The sequence below is a fragment of the Sphaerotilus natans genome, assembly GCF_900156335.1.
Taxonomy (GTDB): Bacteria; Pseudomonadota; Gammaproteobacteria; order Burkholderiales; family Burkholderiaceae_C; genus Sphaerotilus; species Sphaerotilus natans.
In genome coordinates this window covers 1-23,117 of record NZ_FTMZ01000014.1, presented here as the reverse complement: position 1 = coordinate 23,117, position 23,117 = coordinate 1, and the positions used below count along the sequence as shown (strand labels likewise).

The following is a 23,117-nucleotide window of genomic DNA, read 5'->3' as shown; positions in this document are numbered from 1 at the left end:
CTGAGACCCGATCCGGGCTTGATCACGAGCTCCGCGCCATCCCGGCTGTTCGGGCCGCGCCGTCCGCTGTGGCCGGCGGTTCGCCAGCTCGCCGGCGTGCTGCTGGCGCTGCTGACGGTGCTGGCGGCCGGCTGGAGCGGCTTCGTGCTGAGCGAGCGCCACGGCCTGGCGCTGCTGCGCGACGACGCCGACCACCGCCTCGACCTGTTCGCCTCGGCCGCGCAGGGCGCGATCCGTCGGCTCGAGCACATTCCGGCCACCATCCAGCTCAACCGCGAGGTGCAGGCGCTGCTGCTCGAGCCGCACCATGCGCTGCGGGTCAGCGCGGCCAACAGCTATCTGCGCCGGCTCAACGCGCACCTGGGCAGCCTGGCGGTGTTCGTGCTCGACGAGCGCGGCATCGTCGTGGCCACCAGCAGCGACCAGACCGGCGACGACAGCCAGCTCGGCGAGGATCTCTCCTTCCGGCCCTATTTCCAGGAAGCGCTGTCGGGCCAGGTCGGGCGGCATTTCGCCATCGGTGCGCGCACCCACCAGCCGGGCTATTTCGTCTCGCATCCGATCCGCGACGGCGCGCGGGTGGTGGGCGTGGCCACCATCAAGATCAGCCTCGAGCCGATCGAGCAGATGTGGGAAATGCTCGGCGCACCGGCGCTGCTGGCCGACACCAACCGGGTGGTCATCCTGTCGTCGCGGCCGGAGTGGCGCTACACCACGCTGAGCGATCCGACGCTGGAGCAGCGCGTCGAGATGCAGATCACCCGGCTCTACGACGAGCAGCCGCTGCCGCGCTTCCCGGTGCCGCTGCGGCTGGTCGATGGCGCGGGCGGTGAAGGCGTCGAGGGCGGCGAGGGCGATGTGGACAGCGAGGAGGTCGACGGCGTGCTGCCGCCCGGCCTGCTGCCCGCCGAGGACGGCCAGCGCCCGGCCCGCACCAGCGCGCTGGTGCTCGGGCGCGCGCTCGACGGCATGGACTGGCGGCTGATGATCTTCCCGGACCTGCGGGTGGTGCGCAACCAGGCGGTGCTGCACAGCATGCTGTCGGCGGTGGCGGTCGGCTTCGTGCTGCTGCTGACGCTGTTCCTGAACCAGCGCCGGCGCAGCATGCGCGAGAAGCTCGAGGCCAAGCAGCTGCTCGAGCGCGCCAATGCCGAGCTCGAGCACAAGGTCGCCCGCCGCACCCGGGCGCTGACCGACACCAATGCCCGGCTGCGCCGCGAGATCGCCGAGCGCGAGCAGGCCGAGCGCACGCTGCGCGAGGCCCACGACGAGCTGGTTCACGCCGGCAAGATGGCCGCACTGGGCCAGCTCGCCACCGGCATCACGCACGAGCTGGCGCAGCCGCTGGGGGCGATCCGCACGCTGGCGGGCAATGCGGTCGAGTTCCAGCGCCGCGGCGACCAGAAGGCGGTGTCGGGCAACCTGGGCATCATCACCCGGCTGGCCGACCAGATGGGCCAGATCATCCAGCCACTCAAGGGCTTCGCGCGCAAGTCGGCGGCGGTGCCGGCGGCCACCGATGTGGCCCATGCGGTGGCCAATGCGCTTTTCCTCTACGACCAGCGCCTGCGCCGCGAGGGCGTGGAGGTGCGCAATCTGTGCGTGCCCGGCGAGGTCGTCGCCTGGTGCGATCCGAACCGGCTCGAGCAGGTGCTGATCAACCTGATCGGCAATGCCGCCGACGCGATGAAGGACAGCCCGGTGCGCCGCCTGCTGATCTCGGCCGGACCGGATGCCGCGGCCCGCGACGGCGAGCCGCCGCTGCGCCTGGATGTGGTCGACAGCGGTCCCGGCGTGCCGGAGTCGGTGCGCGCTCGGCTGTTCGAGCCCTTCTTCACGACCAAGGAGGCGGGCGTCGGCCTGGGGCTGGGCCTGGCGATCTCGCGCGACATCGTGCGCGAGTTCCACGGCGAGCTCGAGGCGAGCAACTGCCCGGAAGGTGGTGCATGCTTCACGCTGCGGCTGCCGCTGCCCCCGGGCGAGGCGACGGCCGATCCCGACACGGTCTCGCCTCCCATTTCCTGATCCCATGACCCGCGAACTCTCCGTTCTTGTCGTCGAGGACGACTTCCACATGCAGCTCGGCTGCGTCCAGGCGCTGCAGCTCGCCGGCCTGTCGGTCGAGGCGGTCGATTCGGCCGAGCAGGCGATGGGCCTGATCACGCCGGGCTTTGCCGGCGTGATCGTCACCGACATGCGCCTGCCCGGCGCCGACGGCCTGTCGCTGGTGCGCCACTGCCACGGGCTGGATGCGGACCTGCCGGTCATCATGATCACCGGCCACGGCGACGTGACGCTGGCGGTCGAGGCCATGCGCAGCGGCGCCTACGACTTCATCCCCAAGCCCTTCTCGCCGGAGCTGCTGGTCGAGGTGGTGCGTCGCGCCATCGAGAAGCGCAGCCTGACGCTGGAGGTGGCCACGCTGCGCGCAGCGCTGGCCGGCCGCGACGGGCTGGAGGGCAAGCTGGTCGGGCGCTCTCCGCAGATCCAGCGGGTGCGCCGGCTGATCTCGGAGGTCGCCGGCTCGCCGGTCGACATCCTGATCCACGGCGAGACCGGCACCGGCAAGGAGGTGGTGGCGCGCGCGCTGCACGACTTCTCCGGCCGCCGTGCCGGGCCCTATGTGGCGCTGAACTGCGGCGGCGTGCCCGACAGCCTGCTCGACAGCGAGCTCTTCGGCCACGAGCAGGGCGCCTTCACCGGCGCGCAGAAGCGCCGCATCGGCAAGATCGAGCACGCCGACCGCGGCACGCTCTTTCTCGACGAGCTCGAATCGATGCCGCTGCCGATGCAGATCAAGCTGCTGCGGGTGCTGCAGGAGCGCGAGATCGAGCGTCTGGGCTCCAACCAGCCGCTGCGGGTGGACGTGCGGGTGGTGGCGGCGACCAAGGACGACCTGATCGCGCGCGCGCAAGCTGGCAGCTTCCGCTCCGACCTGTACTACCGCCTGAACGTCGTCACCATCGAGCTGCCGCCGCTGCGCGAGCGCCGCGAGGACATCCCGGTGCTGCTCGACCATTTCATGGTGCTGGCGGCCAGCCGCTTCAACCGCCCGCCGCCGAACGTCAGCACCGAGCAGATGCACCGGCTGATGGCGCACCACTGGCCCGGCAATGTGCGCGAGCTGCGCAATGCGGCCGACTGCCTGGTGCTGGGCGTGCGCAAGGACGAGCTGCTCGGTCCGCCGCCGGTCGAGGCGTCCGAGGCGGGCGAGGGCACGGGTGCGGGCGAGGAGGGCCTGTCCCTGGCGGATTCGGTCGACAGCTACGAGCGCAGCCTGATCGCCGCCGAGCTGCGCCGCCAGCAGGGCAACATCGCCCGCACCGCCAAGGCGCTGCGCGTGCCCAAGACCACGCTCAACGACAAGATCCGCAAGCATCGGCTCCAGGCCGGGGAGTGAGCCCCTCCACGAACAGGTCGATCGCCGCGAAGGCGTCCCGCGTCTCGTCGGGGCCGGTGGGCACCGAGGTCGCTCGCGACAGCAGCCCGTCGATCAGCGCGATCATCGCCACCGAGGCGGCGCGGCTGTCGAGCCGTTTCTCGAAGCTGCCCTCGGCCTGGCCGCGACGCACGATCGCCTCGGCCTGAGTGCGAAACGCCTCCATCGCCTCCAGGTGGCGCTCGAAGGCGGCGCGCATCTCCTCGCTGTACTCGGTGCGGTGGATCGCGATGGTGAACACGCGCCGGGTGCGCTCGTCCTCCCGCATGCGCTCGAGCGGCTGGCGAGCGAACTCGCGCAGCGCCTGCGCCGCGTCCGCATGCGCGTCGAGCGCGCAGGCCTCCTCGCAGGGCAGGCAGACCCGCTCCATCATCGCGTTGAACAGGTCGGCCTTGTCCTGGAAGTGCCAGTAGATGGCGCCGCGGGTCACGCCGGCGGCCTCGGCGATGCGCTGCAGCGAGGTGCGCGTCACGCCCTCGCGCAGGAACACCTCCTCGGCGGTGTCGAGCAGCCGCTCGCGGGTCTCGGCGGCCTCTTCCTTTGTCTTCCTTGCCACGGTCCAGTCTCCTTGCAGGGGCGCGATGGTACGTCCCGCGAACATACATTCATGATTGTATGTATGATGGCGCCATCCTGATCGTTCTCAAGACCCAAATTGCCTGGACAGCCTGCGATGAACGCTTTCCCCGAGATGAATTCCCGCCCGCGCCGCTCGGTCGGTGGTGCGCGCATGGCCGCGACGCTGAGCGTGGCGGTGCTGGCGGCCGTGCTGACGGCCTGTGGCGGTGGCAGCGGCGACAAGCCGGCCGCCGCGGGTGGCGGTGCCGCCCCGCCGCCGCCGGCCGTCGGCGTGCTGACGGTCAAGGCCGAGCCGGTGGCGATCGACACCGAGCTGTCGGGCCGGCTGGAGGCCTGGCGCACCGCGCAGGTGCGCGCGCGGGTGGCCGGCGTGGTCGGCAAGCGCCTGTTCACCGAGGGCAGCGAGGTCAAGGCGGGCCAGGCGCTGTTCCAGCTCGATGACGCGCCCTACCGCGCGGCGCTCGACAGCGCGCTGGCCGCGCAGACCAAGGCCGAGGCCAATCTGGCCCAGGCCCAGGCCAATCTGGCGCGCAACGAGTCGCTGGCTGCAGCCAAGGCGATCAGCCAGACCGAATGGATCGGCTACCAGACCGCGCTGAAGCAGGCCCAGGCCGATGTCGCCACCGCCAAGGCGGCGGTTACCACCGCACGGCTCAATGTCGACTATGCCCAGGTCCGGGCGCCGATCTCCGGCACCATCGGCCGCGCGCTGGTCACCGAGGGCGCGCTGGTCGGGCAGGGCGAGGTCACGCAGCTGGCGCTGATCCAGCAGACCGACCCGATGTATGTCAACTTCACCCAGTCCGCCGCCGAGGTGCTGCGGCTGCGCCGCGCGGTCGAGTCCGGCCAGCTCGGCCAGGGTGGCGGGCGTGGCGCCGAGGTGCGCCTGGTGCTCGACGACGGCAGCGAGCATCCGCAGCCCGGGCGGCTGCTGTTCTCCGATCTGTCGGTCGATGCCACCTCCGGCCAGGTGACGCTGCGTGCCGAGGTGCCCAACCCGAAGGGCACGCTGCTGCCTGGCCTGTTCGTGCGGGTGCGCACCGCGCAGGCCGAGGCACCGCGCGCGATGCTGCTGCCGCAGCAGGCGGTGACGCGCGGCAGCGCCGGCGACACCGTGCTGGTGGTCGGCGAGGGCAATCTGCCCGCACCGCGCCCGGTGAAGATCGGCGGCAGCCGGGGCGCCAGCTGGGTGGTGCTCGACGGCCTGAAGGAGGGCGAGCGCGTCATCGTCGACGGCTTCCAGAAGATGCGTCCGAAGTCGCCGGTCACGCCGGTGCCCTGGACGCCGGTGGCCGGCGCAGCCGCCGTGGCTGCAGCTCCCGCTTCGGCGGCCAGCCGCTGATCGCCCAGGAGAGACGACACGATGTCTTCCCGATTCTTCATCGACCGGCCGATCTTCGCCTGGGTGATCGCGCTGTTCATCCTGGTGCTGGGCGCAGCCGCCGTCACCAAGCTGCCGGTGGCGCAGTACCCGACGGTCGCGCCGCCTTCCATCATCATTTCCACCGCCTATCCTGGCGCCTCGGCGCAGGTGCTCGAGGACAGCGTGCTGGCGGTCATCGAGCAGGAGCTCAACGGCGCGCCCGGCCTGATCTACATGGAGTCGAGCGCCGACGCCAGCGGCGCGGGCTCGATCACCGTGACCTTCGAGCCGGGCACCGACGTCTCGATCGCGCAGATCGAGGTGCAGAACCGTCTGAGCCGCGCCACGCCGCGCCTGCCCTCGGCGGTGACGCAGCAGGGCGTGCGCGTGGACAAGGCGCGCTCGAACTTCCTGCTGTTCGTCATGCTCAGCTCGAAGAATCCGGCCTATGACCCTGTGGCGCTGGGCGACTATGCCGCACGCAACATCCAGCCCGAGCTGCTGCGGGTGCCCGGCGTCGGCCAGGCCCAGCTCTTCGGCACCGAGCGCGCGATGCGCGTCTGGATCGATCCGGCCAAGCTGGTCGGCTACGGCCTGGGCACGGCCGAGGTGGTCAATGCGATCCGCACCCAGAACGTGCAGGTCTCGGCCGGCACGGTGGGCGGCACGCCCAATCCGGCTGCGCAGAGCTTCTACGCCACCGTCAGCGTCTCGGGCCAGTTCACCTCGGTGGAGGAGTTCGGCCGCATCCTGCTGCGCGCCAACGCCGACGGCTCGAGCGTGCGGCTGAAGGATGTCGCGCGCATCGAGCTCGGCGGCCAGGCCTATGCGACCACCTCGCGCCTGAACGGCGTGACCGCCACCGGCATCGGCATCCAGCTCGCGCCCAGCGGCAACGCGCTGGCCACGGCCAAGGCGGTGCGCGCACGCATGGCCGAGCTGCAGAAGTTCATGCCCGAGGGCGTGAGCTACGAGGTGCCCTACGACAGCTCGAAGTTCGTCTCGATCTCGATCGAGCAGGTGATCCACACGCTGCTCGAGGCCATCGCGCTGGTCTTCCTGGTCATGTTCCTGTTCCTGCAGAACTGGCGCTACACCATCATTCCGACCATCGTGGTGCCGGTGGCGCTGATGGGCACCTTCGGCGTGATGCTGGCCGCCGGCTTCTCGATCAACGTGCTGACGCTGTTCGGCATGGTGCTGGCGATCGGCATCCTGGTCGACGACGCCATCGTCGTGGTCGAGAACGTCGAGCGCATCATGGCCGAGGAGGGGCTGAGCCCGGCCGAGGCCACCCGCAAGGCGATGGGCCAGATCACCGGCGCCATCATCGGCATCACCGTGGTGCTGGTGGCGGTGTTCGTGCCGATGGCCTTCTTCAGCGGCTCGGTGGGCAACATCTACCGGCAGTTCTCGCTGTCGATGGTGGCCTCGATGCTGTTCTCGGCGCTGATGGCGCTGACGCCGGCGCTGTGCGCCACGCTGCTCAAGCCGATCGAGGGCGGCCACCACGATAAGAAGGGCTTCTTCGGCGCCTTCAACCGGGTGTTCAGCCGCACCACGCACGGCTACGAAGGCCTGGTGGCGCGCATCATCCGCAAGGCCGGGCGCTGGATGGTCATCTATGTCGCGGTGCTGGCGGCGGTGGGCTGGCTCTACACCCGGCTGCCGACCTCCTTCCTGCCCAACGAGGACCAGGGCTACCTGATCGTCAACGTCCAGCTGCCGCCGGGCGCCACCGTCAGCCGCACCGAGGCGGTGCTGCAGCAGGTCGAGGGCTTCTTCCTGAAGCAGCCCGAGGTGGACCGCGTGGTCGGCGTGACGGGCTTCAGCTTCTCGGGCTCGGGCCAGAACGCCGCGCTCGCCTTCGTGCCGCTGAAGGACTGGAGCGAGCGCCAGGGCCCCGAGCACAGCGCGCAGGCGCTGGCCGGCCGGGCCTTCGGCGCGATGATGCAGATCCGCGACGCCTTTGTCTTCCCGCTGTCGCCGCCGCCCATCCCCGAGCTGGGCAACGCCACCGGCTTCAGCTTCCGGCTGCAGGACCGCGCCGGTCAGGGCCATGACGCGCTCCTGGCCGCGCGCAACCAGCTGCTGGGCATGGCTGCGCAGAGCCCGGTGCTGGCCGGCGTGCGCCCGGACGGCCTGGAGGATGCGCCGCAGGTCAAGCTCGACATCGACCGCGAGAAGGCTGCCGCCCTGGGCGTGAGCTACGACAGCATCGCCTCGGTGCTGGCCACCGCCTTCGGCTCGACCTACGTCAACGACTTCCCCAACGCCGGCCGCCTGCAGCGGGTGATCGTGCAGGCCGACGCGCCGGCGCGCATGGCGCCGGAGGACCTGCTCAAGCTCAACGTGACCAACACGAAGGGCCAGCAGGTGCCGTTCTCTGCCTTCGCCAGCACCCGCTGGGTGACCGGCCCGGTGCAGACGGTGCGCTACAACGGCTATCCGGCGATGAAGATTTCCGGCGACGTGGCCCCGGGCCGCTCGACCGGCGAGGGCATGGCCGAGATGGAGCGCCTGGCCGCGCAGCTGCCCCCGGGCTTCGGCTTCGAGTGGACCGGCCAGTCCCGCGAGGAAAAGCTCTCGGGCTCGCAGGCGACCATCCTGCTGGCGTTCTCGATGCTGGCGGTGTTCCTGTGCCTGGCCGCGCTCTACGAGAGCTGGTCGATCCCGGTGGCGGTGCTGCTGGTGGTGCCTCTGGGCATCCTGGGCTCGCTGGCCGGGGTGTGGATGCGCGACATGCCCAACGACGTCTACTTCAAGGTCGGCCTGATCACCATCATCGGCCTGTCGGCGAAGAACGCCATCCTGATCATCGAATTCGCCAAGGACCTGATGGCCGAGGGCAAGGGCCTGCTGGAGGCGACGCTCACCGCCTGCCACCTGCGCTTCCGCCCGATCATCATGACCTCGTTCGCCTTCATCCTGGGCGTGCTGCCGCTGGCGATCTCGACCGGCGCCGGCTCGGCCAGCCAGCGCGCGATCGGCACCGGCGTGATGGGTGGCATGATCACGGCGACCGTGCTGGCGGTGTTCCTGGTGCCGGTGTTCTTCGTCGTCATCCGCCGCCTGTTCCCGGGCGGCCATGAGGTGCCGCATGCGCCGGGGCAGTTCAGCACGGTCGCCGATGCCGAACTGGCCGCTCTGCTGAAGGACGAGAAGAAGTGACCGTCGACATGATCTCCAACCTGATCTCCACGAACCCGCGCTCGCTCCCGCGCTCGCTTTCCCTGGGCTCGACGCTGGTGGCGGCCCTGGTGCTGGCGGGCTGCACCAGCCTGGCGCCGCGCCACGAGCGCCCGGCCGCGCCGGTGCCGGCCGAGCTGCCGCTGCCGGCCTCGCTGGCCGCCTCGGCCCCGGCCAGCGCCGCCTCCACCGCCTGGCCGGACTTCCTGCGGTCTGCGCCGCTGCAGCAGCTGGTGAAGCTCTCGCTGGAGCGCAACCGCGATCTGCGCCTGGCGGTGCTGAACGTGCAGCGTGCGCAGGCGCAGCTGGGCGTGACCCGCGCCGACCGCCTGCCCACCGTCGGTGTCGGCCTGACCCAGTCGGCCACGCCCAGCGGTGGCAGCACGGTGCGCAGCTACACCGCCGGCCTGCAGGTCAGCGGCTGGGAGGTCGACCTGTTCGGTCGCCTGGCCAATCTGGGCGAGGCCGCGCAGGCCCAGGTGCTGGCCAGCGAGGCCGGCCGGCGCAGCGCCGAGCTGGCGCTGGTGGCCGGCGTGGCCTCGAGCTGGCTGACGCTGGCGGCCGACACCGATCTGCTGGCCAGCACCAGCCGGCTGGTCGAGAGCCGCGAGGCCTCGATGAAGCTGGCGCAGCTGCGCTTCGACAAGGGCGCGGCCTCGTCCCTGGAGCTGCAGTCGGCGCGCACGCTGCTGGAGCAGGCCCGCGCGGCCCGCGCGCAGCTGCAGCGTCAGCGCGACCAGGACCTGAACGCGCTGACCCTCCTGGCTGGCGGCCCGGTGCCGGCCGAGCTGCTGCCGACCGCCTCGACCTCGGCGATGGCGGGCGACACGCTCGCGCCGGTGCCAGTGGGGTTGTCCTCGCAGGTGCTGCTGCAGCGCCCGGACGTGATCGAGGCCGAGCAGCAGCTGGTGGCCGCCAACGCCAACATCGGCGTGGCCCGCGCGGCCTTCTTCCCGCGCCTGACGCTGACCGCCAGCGCCGGTCAGGCCTCGACCTCGCTGTCGGACCTGTTCAACGCCGGCCAGTTCGCCTGGACGATGAGCTCGCAGCTGCTGGCGACCGTCTTCGACGCCGGCCGCAACAAGGCCAACCTCGAGGGCGCGAAGATCGCCCGCGACATCGCGGTCACCCAGTACGAGAAGGCGGTGCAGTCCGCCTTCCGCGACACCGCCGATGCGCTGGCCGGTCTGGACACCTGGCGCGACCAGCTCGCCGCGCAGCAGACCCAGCTCGACGCGATCCGCGAGACCGCCCGCCTGACCGATCTGCGTTATCAGAACGGCGCGGCCAGCGAACTCGAACGCCTCGACGCTCAGCGCAGCCTGCTGTCGGCCGAGCAGGCCCTGGTGCAGGTGCGCCTGGGCGAGCAGCTCAACCGGGTGGCGCTGTGGAAGGTGCTGGGCGGGTGAGTCGAGCGGGCGCATGGCCCGGTCTGAATTCGTTCAGAGGTGCAGCACTGCTGCCACGCCCAGGCCCGCACCGATCGCCGCCACGCCGTACAGGCCCACCTCCAGCCAGCGCCGGCGCGTCAGCAGCGCGATGGCCGCCAGCGCGATGGAGACCTGCAGCGCGGTGGTGGCCTGGGCCCAGCGGTGGTGCAGATGCATCTCGGCGTCGGAGCGCTGGTCCCAGTCGCGGGCCTCGGCCTCCAGCGCGTCGGCCTTGGCCTTGATCTGCGCCTTCTCCTCCTTGTAGCGATCGATCTCCTGGCGGTAGCGGTCGCGCTGGTCTTCGGCAACGATGACGATGGCCAGCTCGGAGAGATTCTGCTTGCTGCTCTTGGCCTGGTAGTAGTTCCATTGGTTGGACGCCTCGGTCTTCCTGATCGCGGCGTTGTTCTTGTACAGGCTGGCGTTGGCCTGGGTGGCGCCCCCCATGTAGCCGAACAGCGCGCCCACGGTGGCCAGCACCGCAGTGGTCACCGCGATGCGACTGGCGAAAGGGTCCTTGTCGGCGTGGTGGGCCGCGTGCTCGAGCTCGTGGTCATGCGGACCGTGGACATGGAAGCCGTGACCGGACATCGGGAAATGCTCCTTGCTCGCCCCAAGTGGGCGACTGAAATGAAAGATCAGGCCGATGGTCGGCCGGGCGCGATTGTGCCGCAGTCGCCCTGGTCGGCGCAGGGGCTTGATGCGGCTCAAGCGCATCGAGGCCGTGCGTGACGTCCGCCCCTTGAAATGCCTTCGGCGCCTCCCCAAGTGCAGCTCAACCGGAGGAAACATCCCCATGCGACTCGACAAGCTCACCACGCTGCTGCAACAGGCCCTGGCCGACGCGCAGAGCCTGGCCAACACGGCCGACCACCCCTACATCGAACCCCCGCACCTCGTCCAGGCGCTGCTGAACCAGGACGACGGCCCGCGCTCGCTGCTGCAGCGCGCCGGCGTCAGCCTGCGTGCGCTGGAAGAGGCCACCGACGCGGCGCTCTCGCGCATCAGCAAGGTCGAAGGCGCGCAGCTCCAGCCCGGACGTGAGCTGATCGCGCTGCTGCAGGCGGCCGAGAAGGAAGCCTCCAAGCGCGGCGACCAGTACCTGGCCAGCGAGATCGTGCTGCTGGCTCTGAGTGACGCCAAGACCGACTACGGCAACGCGGTGCGCGCCTGCGGCCTGACGCGCCGGGCGCTGGAAGGCGCGGTCGACGCGGTGCGCGGTGGCCAGAACGTCGACTCGGCCGAGGCCGAGGGCCAGCGCGAGGCGCTGAAGAAATACACGCTCGATCTGACCGAGCGCGCCCGTCTGGGCAAGCTCGACCCGGTGATCGGACGCGACGACGAGATCCGCCGCGCCATCCAGGTGCTGCAGCGCCGCTCGAAGAACAACCCGGTGCTGATCGGCGAGCCCGGCGTGGGCAAGACCGCGATCGTCGAGGGCCTGGCGCAGCGCATCGTCAACGGCGAGGTGCCCGAGTCGCTCAAGGACAAGCGCGTGCTGGTGCTGGACATGGCGGGCCTCCTGGCCGGCGCCAAGTTCCGCGGCGAGTTCGAGGAGCGCCTGAAGTCGGTGTTGAAGGAAGTCAGCCAGGACGAGGGCCGCATCATCCTGTTCATCGACGAGCTGCACACCATGGTCGGTGCCGGCAAGGGCGAGGGCGCGCTGGACGCGGGCAACATGCTGAAGCCCGCGCTGGCGCGCGGCGAGCTGCACTGCATCGGCGCGACCACGCTGGACGAATACCGCAAGTACGTCGAGAAGGACGCCGCGCTGGAGCGCCGCTTCCAGAAGGTGCTGGTCGACGAGCCCAGCGTCGAGGCGACCATCGCCATCCTGCGCGGCCTGCAGGAGAAGTACGAGGTGCACCACGGCGTGGAGATCACCGACCCGGCGATCGTCGCCGCGGCCGAGCTCTCGCACCGCTACATCACCGACCGCTTCCTGCCCGACAAGGCCATCGACCTGATCGACGAGGCGGCGGCCAAGATCAAGATCGAGATCGACTCCAAGCCCGAGGTGATGGACAAGCTCGACCGCCGGCTGATCCAGCTGAAGATCGAGCGCGAGGCGGTGCGCCGCGAGAAGGACGAGGCCTCGATCAAGCGCCTGGGCCTGCTGGAGGAGGAGATCGAGCGCCTGGGCCGCGAGTACGCCGACCTGGAAGAGATCTGGAAGGCCGAGAAGGCGCAGGCCCAGGGCTCGGCCCAGGTCAAGGAGGAGATCGACCGCATCCGCGTGCAGATCGAGGACCTGAAGCGCAAGGGCAACTTCGACAAGGTGGCCGAGCTGCAGTACGGCAAGCTGCCAGACCTGGAAAAGCGCCTGAAGGAGGCGCAGGCCAAGGAGGCCGGCAAGGCCGCCGGCGGCAAGCCGCAGCTGCTGCGCACCCTGGTCGGCGCCGAGGAGATCGCCGAGGTGGTGAGCCGCGCCACCGGCATTCCGGTGTCCAAGCTGATGCAGGGCGAGCGCGACAAGCTGCTGAAGATGGAGGGCAAGCTCCACGAGCGCGTGGTCGGCCAGGACGAGGCGATCGTGGCGGTGTCGGACGCGATCCGGCGCAGCCGCGCGGGCCTGTCCGACCCGAACCGGCCGCTGGGCAGCTTCCTGTTCCTGGGCCCGACCGGCGTGGGCAAGACCGAACTATGCAAGGCGCTGGCGGGCTTCCTGTTCGATTCGGAAGAGCACATGATCCGCATCGACATGAGCGAGTTCATGGAGAAGCACACCGTCAGCCGCCTGATCGGCGCGCCCCCGGGCTATGTGGGCTACGACGAGGGCGGCTATCTGACCGAGGCGGTGCGGCGCAAGCCCTACAGCGTGGTGCTGCTCGACGAGGTCGAGAAGGCGCACCCGGACGTCTTCAACGTGCTGCTGCAGGTGCTCGACGACGGCCGCCTGACCGACGGCCAGGGCCGCACGGTGGACTTCAAGAACACCGTGATCGTCATGACCAGCAACCTGGGCTCGCACCTGATCATGGCGATGGCCGGCCAGCCGCCCGAGGACATCAAGGACGCGGTCTGGGGCGAGGTCAAGCAGCACTTCCGCCCGGAGTTCCTCAACCGCATCGACGAGACGGTGGTCTTCCACGCGCTCGACCAGACGCACATCGCGTCGATCGCCAAGATCCAGCTCAAGGGCCTGGAGGCGCGGCTGGCGAAGATGGAGATGCAGCTGGAGGTGTCGCCCGCGGCGCTGGCCGAGCTGGCCAAGGTCGGCTTCGATCCGGTCTTCGGCGCGCGGCCGCTGAAGCGCGCCATCCAGCAGCGCATCGAGAACCCGGTGGCCAAGCTCATCCTGGAGGGCAAGTTCGGGCCGAAGGACGTGATTCCGATCGAGGTGGCGGCGGACGGCGGCTTCAGCTTCGGGCGGACGGTGCACTGAGGGTGCTCCCCTGAGCACTGCGGGGCACGCTAGCACGCTTTTCCACTCTGCGTGCCTTCGCGGAGGGCCTTTGCGGGCGCATGCAGGCAAGCTCGTGCGGCCTTGACGAGCTCGAACCACAGCACGCTCAGCAGACCCAGGCTGCATGCCAAGGCCAGATCCTGCACGGACAGCGGGGAGAACCGCATGACATGGGCCATCAGAGGCTGCTGAAGGGCACACAGCAGCAGCACGAAGGCCAGGATCACGATGATCCAGAGGTTCCGATTCGGGATGCGCAGCGTGACGGGCAGGGGATCGACGGCGGAGCGGCTCGACAGGATGAGCGCCAGATTGGCGCTCACCAGGATGGCGAAGGCAAAGGCCCGCGCCTCGGACTCCGGGCGCAGCGGCAAAATCCACGCAAAGCCCGCCATGACCACCGCGAGCACGCCCAGCCCCTGCCATGCCGCCTGCCACAGCATGCCGCGCGCGAGGAGCGGGGCGGACACATCGCGCGGCGGCCGGCGCATGACGGACGGATCCGCCGGCTCGTTCTCGAACGCGACCGAGCAGGCCGGATTGATGACCAGCTCGAGCAGCGCGATGTGCATCGGCTGCAGCAGCACCGGCCAGCCGACCAGCACCGGCAGCAGCGCCATGCCGGCGATCGGCACATGCACCGCCAGGGTGTAGGCCATCGCCCGACCGAGGTTGTCGAAGATGCGCCGGCCCGCGCGGATCGCCCGCACGATGGCGGCGAAGTCGTCATCGACCAGCACCAGCGCGGCGGCCTGCCGCGCCACATCGGTGCCCCTCCTGCCCATGGCCACGCCGACATGCGCGGCCCGCAGCGCTGGCGCATCATTCACGCCGTCCCCGGTCATCGCGACGATCTCCCCGCGCGCCTGCAGCGCCTGCACGATGCGCAGCTTCTGTTCGGGCGCGATGCGCGAGCACACGCGCACCGTGGCCATCCGCTGGCGCAGGGCCTCGTCGTCCAGGGCCGCGAGTTCATGTCCCGACAGCAGAGCGTCCGGGCAGCCGGCGGGCAGCTCCAGCCCGGCAGCCTGCGCGACCGCCCGTGCGGTGACGGGATGGTCGCCGGTGATCATGATCACGCGGATGCCGGCGGCCCGACACTCGGCCACCGCGCCCGGCACCTCCGCGCGGACCGGATCGGACAGGCCCAGCAACCCCAGAAAGTCGAAGTCGAGATCATGCGCGCAGGCCGGCCAGCGTCGGCCTGAGAAGGAGCCACGGGCGACCGCCAGCACGCGCAGTCCGCGCGCGGCCATCTCGTCGACGAGCGCCTCGACCTGGCGTCTGCGCTGTGCATCGAGGTGGCACAGATCGATCACCGCTTCAGGCGCCCCCTTGGTGACCACCCTCTGCTTCTCCTGCCCAGGCACGGTCCAGGCCTGCGACAGGGCGCGCAGCGCCGGGCTGAGCGCGTAGACCTGCACCAGGCGCCAGCCCGGATGCGCCAGGTCCGGGCCGGACAGGACACACCGCCCCAGCCGGTGGATCGCCTGCTCCATCGGATCGAAAGGTTCCGCCACGCTGGCCAGCAGGGCACTTTCCAGCAGCGGCAGGAAGGGCGCGGGCAGGCGCATCTGGCCGACCAGCGCGGGCAGGTCGATCCGCTCCTGCAGCTGCGGGCCGGCGACCAGATGCGCCACCGTCATGCGGTTTTCCGTCAGCGTGCCCGTCTTGTCGCTGCACAGCACCGTGATCGAACCGAGCGTCTCGATGGCTGGGATGCTCCGCGTCAGCACGCCTTCCTTCGACAACCGGTGAGCGCCAAGGGCGGGGAAGACGGTCCGCACCACCGCGTATTCCTCGGGCAGCATGGCCATGGCCAGCGCAACGCCGGCCAGCAAGGCCTGGAGCCAGTCTCCGCGCAGCAGGCCGTGCAGCAGCACCATGACCGCGCTGAGCCCCAGGGCCATCCAGGCCAGCGTGCGCACCACCCGTGCCTGCGGCACGGTCAGGGCGTGCAGCGCCTCGATGGCCCGTGTCGTGCGGCCCTGCTGGTACAAGGTCATGCCGAGGGTGACCAGCACGAACACCAGCAGAGTCAGGCCGTCGCGCCGGTCGCCGAAGCCGAGGTAGAGCAGCCCGGCCGCGAGGACCAGCAGGAACATCGGCTCGCGCAGGATCTCCGCCAGCGTCGACCACCAGGCGCGGTGCGTCGTGTCCGGCAGCGTGTTGGGCCCCTGCGCCGCCAGGGCCTGCGCGGCCTGCTCGGACGACAGGCCTGAATCGGATTGAATCCCTGGAACCATCGCATGCCTCCTTGTCCGGTACGGATACCCCGGCTCGTTCCGGACGATCAGGCCGTCCGGCGGACCGGTCTGTGCGCTGGCAGACAGTGGATCGGCGTGCGCGCGGGCAGACTGGCGGGGTACCGCGCCTGTCGCGGCCCGCCGCTCCTGTCCGCCCCAGGCCCTGACCTTCATGTCGAACCAGTTGCTGGCCGCCTTGCCTCAGCCCGATCGCGACCGGATGCTCGGGGTCTGCGACGAGTTCGTGCTGCGGCCGTCCGAGGTGCTGTGCGAAGCCGGAGATCCTGCCGGCCATGTATATTTCCCGAGCAGCGGCTTCATCTCGCTGATCACGCGCACCGGGGGCCCGCGCGGGCTGGAGGTGGGCATGGTGGGCCGTGAGGGCCTGCTTGGCGGGCAGTGGGCGCTGGGCGTGGGCGCATCGCCCTGGCAGGCGCTGATCCAGGGTCAAGGCCTGGCGTACCGTGCGCCGGCCGCGGTCTTCCGCCGGGAACTGCAGCGCAGCGGTGTGCTGCGCCGGCAGGTGCTGCGCCATGTCTACGTGCTGCTGGCGCAGCAGGCGTTGACCGCCGCCTGCATTCACGAACATCTGCTCGGGCCGCGCCTGGCGCGCTGGCTGCTGATGAGCCACGACCGGGCGAGTGATGACCAGCTGCAGTTCACTCACGCCTTCCTGGCCAGCATGCTCGGTCTGCGTCGCGTCGGGGTGACCCTGGCGATCGGCGAACTGCAGCGCGATGGCCTGATCCACTGCCACCGCGGGACGATCACTGTCCTGGACCGTGCGCGCCTGGAGGCCAAGGCCTGCGCGTGTTATGCCGGGCAGCGCCGGATCCTTGCCGATGTGATGGGGGAAGGCCTGGATGACCGGGGTACTCACTGCCAGCCGAACCGCCGGATGTAGATCCTCTTCACCAGTGTGGCGAGCATGCCGTAGCCCAGCAGGATCAGCCCCAGCCAGCCGAAGTAGGCCGCGGGCAGCGCCTGCAGCCTGAAATGCGAGGCCAGCGGGCCCATCGGCAGCCACACGCCCGCCACCACGATGGCAGCGGTCATGGCCAGCAGCGTTGCCGACGCCCGGCTCTGGACGAAGGGAATCCTGGGCGTGCGCAGCAGGTGCACCACCAGCGTCTGCGTGAGCAGACCTGCGACGAACCAGCCGCTCTGGAACAGGCTCTGTCGCGTCGGATCGTCTGCTCCGAACACCCACCACATCAGCGCGAAGGTGGCCAGGTCGAACACCGAGCTGACCGGCCCGAAGCACAGCATGAAGCGACCGATGCCAGACGGATTCCAGGCCAGTGGGCGCTCCAGCAGGTCGTCGTCGACCCGGTCGAAGGGCAGAGCGGTCTGGCTGATGTCATACATCAGGTTCTGTACCAGCAGCTGAAGCGGCAGCATGGGCAGGAAGGGCAGGAAGGCGCTGGCCAGCAGCACGCTCAGGACGTTGCCGAAGCTGGAGCTGGTGGTCATGCGGATGTACTTGAGCATGTTGCAGAAGGTGGTGCGGCCCTCGATCACGCCGTCGTCGAGCACCAGCAGGCTCTTCTCCAGCAGGATGATGTCCGCGGCTTCGCGCGCGATGTCCACTGCCGAATCGACCGAGATGCCGATGTCGGCTGCCCGCAGTGCCGGCGCGTCGTTGATGCCGTCGCCGAGGAAGCCCACCACATGGCCGCCGGCCCGCAGCGCACGCACGATGCGCTGCTTGTGCATCGGATCGAGCTTGGCGAAGAGATGGTGCCGAGCGGCTTCGGCCTGCAGCTCGGCATCGCTCATCGCCTCGATGTCCGTGCCGAGCAGGATCGACCCGGGCGGCAGCCCGACCTGCCGGCACACGCCCTCGGTCACCAGCGCGTTGTCGCCGGTCAGCACCTTGACCTGGATGCCGTGCCCGGCCAGCCTGCGCAGCGCCGGAGCGGCCGAGTCCCTGGGCGGGTCGAGGAATCCGATGTAGCCGACCAGCGTCAGGCCTGCTTCGTCGGCCACCGTGCAGTCGAGCCGGGACGGCGGCAGCGTCCTGACCGCCACCGCCACCACCCGCAGCCCCTCGCGGTTGAGCGCGCCTGTGCATGCCAGCGTACGCGCGAGCAGCTCTGCGTCCAGCCGCCGCTCGCCACCGCCGTCATGCACGCTCATGCGGACCCGGTCGCAGACGGTCAGCACCTCCTCGACCGCCCCCTTGCAGATCAGCTCATGGCGGTCTGGCAGGCCATCGCCGGGCTGCGCGACCAGCACCGACATGCGTCGCCGCTGGAAGTCGAAAGGAATCTCGTCGATCTTGCGGGCAAGCTCGGCCCCCTGCTGATCGCCTCCACCCAGGTCGACATGCTCGAGCACCGCGCGATCGAGCAGGTTCTTCAGCCCGGTCTGGAAACGGCTGTTGAGCGCGGCCAGGCCAAGCACCGCCTCCGAAGGTGTGCCGAAAGCGTCTGTGTGGCGTGACAGCGCAATCCGATCCTGCGTGAGGGTGCCGGTCTTGTCGGTGCACAGGACATCCATGGCGCCGAAGTTCTGGATCGCGTCGAGCCGCTTGACCACCACCTTGCGGCGGGCCAGCCGGACTGCCCCCCGCGCCAGCGTGGAGGTGACGATCATCGGCAGCATCTCCGGCGTCAGCCCCACGGCCACCGACAGCGAGAACAGGAAGGCCTCCAGCCAGTCGTGGCGTGTCAGGCCGCTGATCAGGAACACGAGGGGCGCCATCGTCATCGCGAAGCGGATCAGCATCCAGCTCACGCTGTTCACCCCGGCCAGGAAGGTGCCTGGCTGCACCTCGGTGTCCAGCGTGCTCGCGGCCAGCGCTCCGAACCAGCTGCGCTCTCCGGTGCACACCACCACGGCCGTTGCCGTGCCCGAGACCACATTGGTTCCCATGAAGACGAGATTGCGCTGCGCCAGCGCGGGCGTGCCGGCCGGGCCGGGCGCCACGAATTTCTCGACGGGCAGAGCCTCGCCAGTCAGCGCTGACTCGGACAAGAACAGATCGCGGGCATCGAGCAGACGCGCGTCGGCCGGAACCATGTCGCCGGCTGCCAGTGCGATCCGGTCACCAGCGACCAGATCGCGCTGAGCAATCTCCTGCCACCGTGTCACCGGCTCGCGCATCACGGTCGCGGTGGTGCTCACCAGGGCCTGCAAGGCCCCTGCCGACCGGTGCGAGCGCTCTTCCTGGACGAACCGGACGAGCGTGCTCAGTGCCACCATGGTGCCGATCACGAGGGTCGCTTCAAGATCCATGCCCAGCCATGACAGGAGCGCCAGCACTGTCAGCAGCAGGTTGAAAGGATTGAGATAGCCGTGCCACAGTCGCATCCAGATCGGCACAGGGGCCTCGTGACCGATGTCGTTGGGGCCATCGCGGTCCTGCCGAGCCCGGACCTGCGCAGCATCTAGCCCCTGGGGGCCGGACTCCAGAACGGCCAGCACCTCGTCCGGCCGGTGGCAGGCGGCCCAGGCCAGATCGGCCGTGACGATTCCAGGCCGGTCGCCGGGTTGGCTGCCGCCAGTCCGGGACACCAGGACGTCGAGCAGTGGCTTGCGGCGGAAGTGCATGCGGCCCCGGCGTCCGAGTCGCTGCGTCAGGCCCGGGCGGGCCTTGGAAGCAGGGTGCCTGCGGATCGTCAAGTCTGGCCGCTGGAATGCGGACCGGTCTCTCTTTCGGTCTGCGGATGGAGCCAGGGCTCCATCACGAGATCGAGGCAGCTGCTCATGCCCCGCGAGCAGGACGCCTGGAAGGTCATCCAGTTCTCGACGGTCCGCTGTGTCCAGTCCAGGTAGTCGTCGAGCGACATCAGGCCGGCACCTGGTACCTCATCGTATTGAGCCATGTGGTCCCGCAGCATCTCGACCATCTGGACGGACTGGGCTGTCAGCGTGAACAGTGCCGTGCCGGCATCGGCCAGCTCGATGGCAGGATCGTGGGTCTCGGCATGGGAAAAGGACATCGGGTTCTCCTGCAGGGGCACTGACGGGCGACGCGAACGCCGAGAGGCAGGCGTTCCGCCATGTGTCGCGGCGTGACCCCGCTCTAGCATGTCGAGACTCCCCAGAGAACCTCGACGGTCTCGTTTCTCGCGGTAATGAACAGTTCCAGGATCGACTGCAGGCTGTCCGTGTCGGTGGTGTCCAGCTCAGGCCGCAGCGGCCGCGCCACGCTTTGCTCCATGACGCGGATGGCGGCAGGAAGCTCTTCGTGATCCAACAGTCCGGGTCGCCCGGGCACCTGGCCGACCATGCGCATCAGGCGGTCACCCTCCAGCGCGCCAAGCAGCAGGTTTCCCGAGGCACGGGACTTGAAGATGTAGCTCATGCGAACCCTTCTGGTCTCGGGGCCTGCACCAGCGCAGTCCCTTCATGCTGTAGACCCTACGAAGGCTTCTCGCTCGCGTCTGTGCGTCGGCGCACTCAAGTGCCGGCCGGAAACTGTCTGGCATGAGCCACATCGTTCCGATCGCAGATCATTCGGCCATGTAAAGAATACCCGCTTCGACCTCGTCTCGAGGCGCCGGGACGAGGCCAGGGGCTTCGCGTTTTTGAACATGGAACACCCCGCCGGAAAGGAATTTTTTGATCTTGGCCTCAGATGAGTGCATATGGCGCGCAATGCGTGGTTTTCATGGCTGACCGGGTTTTCTTGAAGTTCAGCCGCAATGGTCGTCATCCTGCATTCGTCTGTTCGCTGGCGAACATGTCCTGAAGGTTTTTTTGTTTATAGTGAAAAACCATTGGTAATAATTTGTTCCGCTCCGGGCGACACAAGGGGAAGGGATGTCTCATGACAAGACAGCCATCACGGCGAATCAGTTGCTGGCCGCCTTGCCCGAGGCTGAGCTGGCCCGCTGGCAAGACCAGCTTGAATGGGTCGATCTTCCGCTGGGTGCTGTCCTGCACGAGTCGGGACGGCGCCCGCGTCATGCCTACTTCCCGACGACAGCCATCGTCTCGCTGCTGTACGTGATGGAGAACGGTGCCTCGGCGGAGATCGCCGTGGTGGGCCATGAGGGCCTGGTGGGCGTGCCGTTGTTCATGGGCGGTGAGTCCACGCTCAGCCGGGCAGTGGTGCAGAGCGCGGGGCAGGGATTTCGGCTCTCGTCGCGTGTGCTCAAGGAGGAGTTCGAGCGCTCCGGCCCGGTCATGCACCTGCTGCTGCGCTACACCCAGGCCCTGATCACGCAGATGGCGCAGACGGCAGTCTGCAATCGTCACCACTCGCTCGACCAGCAGCTGTGCCGCTGGCTGCTGCTGAGCCTGGATCGCCTGAGCGGCAGCGACCTGATGATGACCCAGGAGCTGATCGCCAACATGCTCGGCGTGCGCCGCGAAGGTGTGACCGAGGCTGCCCTCAGCCTGCAGCGGGCCGGCCTGATCCGCTACGCCAGAGGGCGTATCCATGTGCTGGATCGTGGTGGACTGGAGCGCCGGACCTGCGAGTGCTATGCGGTCGTGCGTGCCGAGTATGAGCGGCTGCTGCCTGATCGGGTCGCCACCTGAGTCCTGCCCGAGTGTTGGATGGCGCACATACGCCTGCCGCCAGGGGGCCTACCATCGGAATTCTTTCCGGGTGCCGGAATTGCAACTCATCCAACTGGTGGATCGATCATGAGCAGTTTTCTGAATCGCATCTTTGGCCCGCAATCGCCAGATCCACTGCCGATTTTCCCTCCTCTTTCTCGGGGCGGCATGAAGACGGACGTCGTCCGCAGTCCGGATGAACACCGCGACGATTTCATGCCGACAACACCGATGCTGCCGGAGGACTGCAGCTCATCCGATGTGATCCAGAACAACTTTTTCCTGGCCAGCGACAAGCTGCGGATGCTTGACAGGCTGCTGGCGACGCAGTGCGTCTTCATGCTTCGGTATCGAAGAAACCATGGCTCGGCCATCGTTCTGGGTTTTCCGTGGATCGCGGAGAACTTTCTCCTCAATTCGAACCAGGCCCTGAGGAACTGTGACCGGCTCGCCAGCCGGATCGTTCAGCTTGGCGGGCTGCCAGATTATTCTCCGCAGTACATGGACCGGCGCAGTCATGTCCGCTATGAAGACTTGAGCAACATGAACATCATCATCGGAGCCAATCTGACGGCCGAACGTGCCGCCATGCGGTTCTATCGTCAGATGGCCTTGCTTGTGGGTCATCGTGACGAGACGACACGGAAAGTCATCGATGACATGTTGCGTGATGCAGAAAAGCATGTGACTGCATTGACGGCATGGATGAAGAAATGAACTGACGGGGGTTGGCAGAGGCGGGTCTCTCGCGACCCGCCCGATTCAGCCCAGACGCTCAGCCCAGACGCTGCTCAGTCGGCGAGCAGCTGTTTCAGGAGAAACGGCAGAAGTCCGCCCGGGCGCAGGTAGGCGAGTTCGGCCGGGGTGTCGATGCGCAGGAGCAGCTGGCACTCGATTGTGGTGCGGTCCGCGCGATGCACGCGCAGCAACACCTGCTGGCGCAGCACCAGTGGCTGCTGCAGGCTGATCAGATCGAAGCGTTCATGGCCCTGCAATCCCAGCTCCTCGGCGCTGTCGCCTGGGCTGAACTGGAGCGGCAGCACGCCCATCGCGACCAGATCGGTCCGATGGTCAGGATCGAAGCTGACTGCCACGACAGCGCTCACGCCCAGCGCCCTCAAGGTCTTTGCCGCTCCGTGCTGGCCGGCCGAAGCTCCTGCCCCGTAGTTCGTGCCTGCGAAGATGATCAGGGCTGAGCCCTGGTCGCGGCAGGCCTGTGCGGCGGCCCGCATGCTGCTCGTGTCTCCTGCCGGGATGAGCAGCGCCCGGGCATCTTCGATGGGCAGAAGTCCGGGCCGGTTCGGGTCGGTGTCGTCCACGAACGGGGAGCGCACGATCCGCGTCGAGCCCTCGCTCCAAATCCAGGTCGGCCCGGCGGACATGCCGACATCCTGTCGTGGCGCAGGCAGGTCCGCCCGGGGCTGCGGCATCGACCCGGGACAGTGGAGGCGATGCTGTCTGCGGCTCAGCCAGGTCGTGCCTGGCTTGACTTCGGCCAGATCGAACTCCAGCACCTGGCTGTAGTCGATGTCGCCCGGGCGGGGGGTTCCCCAGAGCTGCTGGGACTGGAAATAGCGCCGGAAGGTCTCGACCTCGTCCGCACAGCATCCCGAGAGCGCATGCCAGGGCGATTGCATGAAGCCCGATCCCCTACTTCGGGCTGATGCCGAGCACGGTCTCCAGATACTTCGGGCTCCAGGCGGCCTTCTGGCGCTTGATGTTGAGACTGGTCTTCCTGGATTTTTCCTGCTTGAGCAGGTTCAGGCTCATGCGTCTGAGGATGGCGAAGTTCTCGGCCCCGTCGCCCACGCGGATGCGACAGTCGTCTTCGGAGAAGGTCATGTCCAGCACCCAATGGCACTGGTTCTCGATGCCCCAGTGCGTGCGCACCGCGGCCTCGAACCGCTCGGGGCTGAGCTGCGTGCTGCTGATGTAGTAGCGCCACTCGGTG

17 protein-coding genes are annotated in these 23,117 nt (G+C 68.8%); 9 read left to right on the top strand and 8 right to left on the bottom strand.

Annotated elements, in window-relative coordinates; genetic code table 11:
* Positions 1-18: 18 nt before the first annotated feature.
* Both BW996_RS12995 and BW996_RS12990 read left to right on the top strand, forming a co-directional pair.
* On the top strand, positions 19-2,025 hold the full coding sequence (locus tag BW996_RS12995) for a sensor histidine kinase (protein WP_241462014.1): 2,007 nt from the start codon (positions 19-21) through the stop codon (positions 2,023-2,025).
* A 4-nt stretch (positions 2,026-2,029) separates the two neighbouring features.
* On the top strand, positions 2,030-3,400 hold the full coding sequence (locus BW996_RS12990) for a sigma-54-dependent transcriptional regulator (RefSeq protein ID WP_037483547.1): 1,371 nt from the start codon (positions 2,030-2,032) through the stop codon (positions 3,398-3,400).
* Here BW996_RS12990 and BW996_RS22485 read toward each other — a convergent pair.
* Positions 3,357-3,995, bottom strand: a complete 639-nt coding sequence (locus BW996_RS22485) for a TetR family transcriptional regulator (protein WP_051632083.1) — start codon at positions 3,993-3,995, stop codon at positions 3,357-3,359. The two genes, BW996_RS12990 and BW996_RS22485, sit on opposite strands and share 44 nt — an antisense overlap.
* Positions 3,996-4,130: 135 nt before the next feature.
* Here BW996_RS22485 and BW996_RS12980 point away from each other — a divergent pair, with 135 nt between their 5' ends.
* Genes BW996_RS12980 through BW996_RS12970 form a run of 3 tightly spaced genes read left to right on the top strand, consistent with a single transcriptional unit; the run spans position 4,131 to position 9,979 of the window.
* Positions 4,131-5,360 (top strand): efflux RND transporter periplasmic adaptor subunit, encoded by a 1,230-nt coding sequence (locus tag BW996_RS12980; RefSeq protein ID WP_081838203.1) that lies wholly within the window; start codon positions 4,131-4,133, stop codon positions 5,358-5,360.
* A gap of 21 nt (positions 5,361-5,381) precedes the next feature.
* Positions 5,382-8,552 carry an efflux RND transporter permease subunit gene (locus BW996_RS12975; RefSeq protein WP_037483552.1) on the top strand — a complete coding sequence of 1,057 codons (3,171 nt, stop codon included), beginning with the start codon at positions 5,382-5,384 and terminating at the stop codon, positions 8,550-8,552.
* Positions 8,549-9,979: an efflux transporter outer membrane subunit gene (locus BW996_RS12970; RefSeq protein WP_241462015.1), complete on the top strand. Its 1,431-nt coding sequence runs from the start codon at positions 8,549-8,551 to the stop codon at positions 9,977-9,979. Before BW996_RS12975 ends, BW996_RS12970 begins: the two co-directional genes overlap by 4 nt.
* Positions 9,980-10,012: 33 nt before the next feature.
* On the opposite strand, the gene BW996_RS12965 is transcribed toward BW996_RS12970, so the two are convergent.
* Positions 10,013-10,591 (bottom strand): DUF4337 domain-containing protein, encoded by a 579-nt coding sequence (locus BW996_RS12965; RefSeq protein WP_037483553.1) that lies wholly within the window; start codon positions 10,589-10,591, stop codon positions 10,013-10,015.
* Between the two features lie 205 nt (positions 10,592-10,796).
* On the opposite strand from BW996_RS12965, the gene clpB reads away from it, so the two are divergent.
* Entirely contained in the window at positions 10,797-13,385 is a 2,589-nt protein-coding gene (clpB, locus tag BW996_RS12960; protein ID WP_037483554.1) for an ATP-dependent chaperone ClpB, read from the top strand.
* Between the two features lie 29 nt (positions 13,386-13,414).
* Here the strand turns inward: clpB and BW996_RS12955 are convergent, their stop codons facing one another.
* Positions 13,415-15,826, bottom strand: a complete 2,412-nt coding sequence (locus tag BW996_RS12955) for a cation-translocating P-type ATPase (protein ID WP_245801916.1) — start codon at positions 15,824-15,826, stop codon at positions 13,415-13,417.
* Between BW996_RS12955 and BW996_RS12950 the strand changes: the two genes are divergently transcribed.
* On the top strand, positions 15,825-16,556 hold the full coding sequence (locus BW996_RS12950; protein WP_051632085.1) for a Crp/Fnr family transcriptional regulator: 732 nt from the start codon (positions 15,825-15,827) through the stop codon (positions 16,554-16,556). The two genes, BW996_RS12955 and BW996_RS12950, sit on opposite strands and share 2 nt — an antisense overlap.
* On the opposite strand, the gene mgtA is transcribed toward BW996_RS12950, so the two are convergent.
* The 3 genes from mgtA to BW996_RS12935 all read right to left on the bottom strand — a co-directional run bounded on the left by mgtA (position 16,529) and on the right by BW996_RS12935 (position 19,964).
* Entirely contained in the window at positions 16,529-19,207 is a 2,679-nt protein-coding gene (mgtA, locus tag BW996_RS12945) for a magnesium-translocating P-type ATPase (RefSeq protein ID WP_051632086.1), read from the bottom strand. The genes BW996_RS12950 and mgtA overlap by 28 nt on opposite strands.
* Before the next feature lie 68 nt (positions 19,208-19,275).
* Positions 19,276-19,599: a hypothetical protein gene (locus BW996_RS12940; RefSeq protein ID WP_037483555.1), complete on the bottom strand. Its 324-nt coding sequence runs from the start codon at positions 19,597-19,599 to the stop codon at positions 19,276-19,278.
* Positions 19,600-19,682: 83 nt separating this feature from the next.
* Positions 19,683-19,964, bottom strand: coding sequence for a DUF1840 family protein (locus BW996_RS12935; protein WP_037483556.1), 282 nt, complete (start codon positions 19,962-19,964; stop codon positions 19,683-19,685).
* A gap of 458 nt (positions 19,965-20,422) precedes the next feature.
* On the opposite strand from BW996_RS12935, the gene BW996_RS12930 reads away from it, so the two are divergent.
* Complete coding sequence (locus tag BW996_RS12930) at positions 20,423-21,145, top strand: Crp/Fnr family transcriptional regulator (protein ID WP_037483557.1); 723 nt, start codon at positions 20,423-20,425, stop codon at positions 21,143-21,145.
* Between the two features lie 108 nt (positions 21,146-21,253).
* Positions 21,254-21,883 (top strand): ferritin-like domain-containing protein, encoded by a 630-nt coding sequence (locus BW996_RS12925; protein ID WP_162177993.1) that lies wholly within the window; start codon positions 21,254-21,256, stop codon positions 21,881-21,883.
* Between the two features lie 74 nt (positions 21,884-21,957).
* Here BW996_RS12925 and BW996_RS12920 read toward each other — a convergent pair whose 3' ends face one another.
* Both BW996_RS12920 and BW996_RS12915 read right to left on the bottom strand, forming a co-directional pair.
* Positions 21,958-22,803, bottom strand: coding sequence for a hypothetical protein (locus BW996_RS12920; protein ID WP_037483559.1), 846 nt, complete (start codon positions 22,801-22,803; stop codon positions 21,958-21,960).
* Positions 22,804-22,816: 13 nt separating this feature from the next.
* Positions 22,817-23,117: ISAs1 family transposase (locus tag BW996_RS12915; RefSeq protein WP_139330875.1), on the bottom strand; the 301-nt coding region annotated here is incomplete at its 5' end.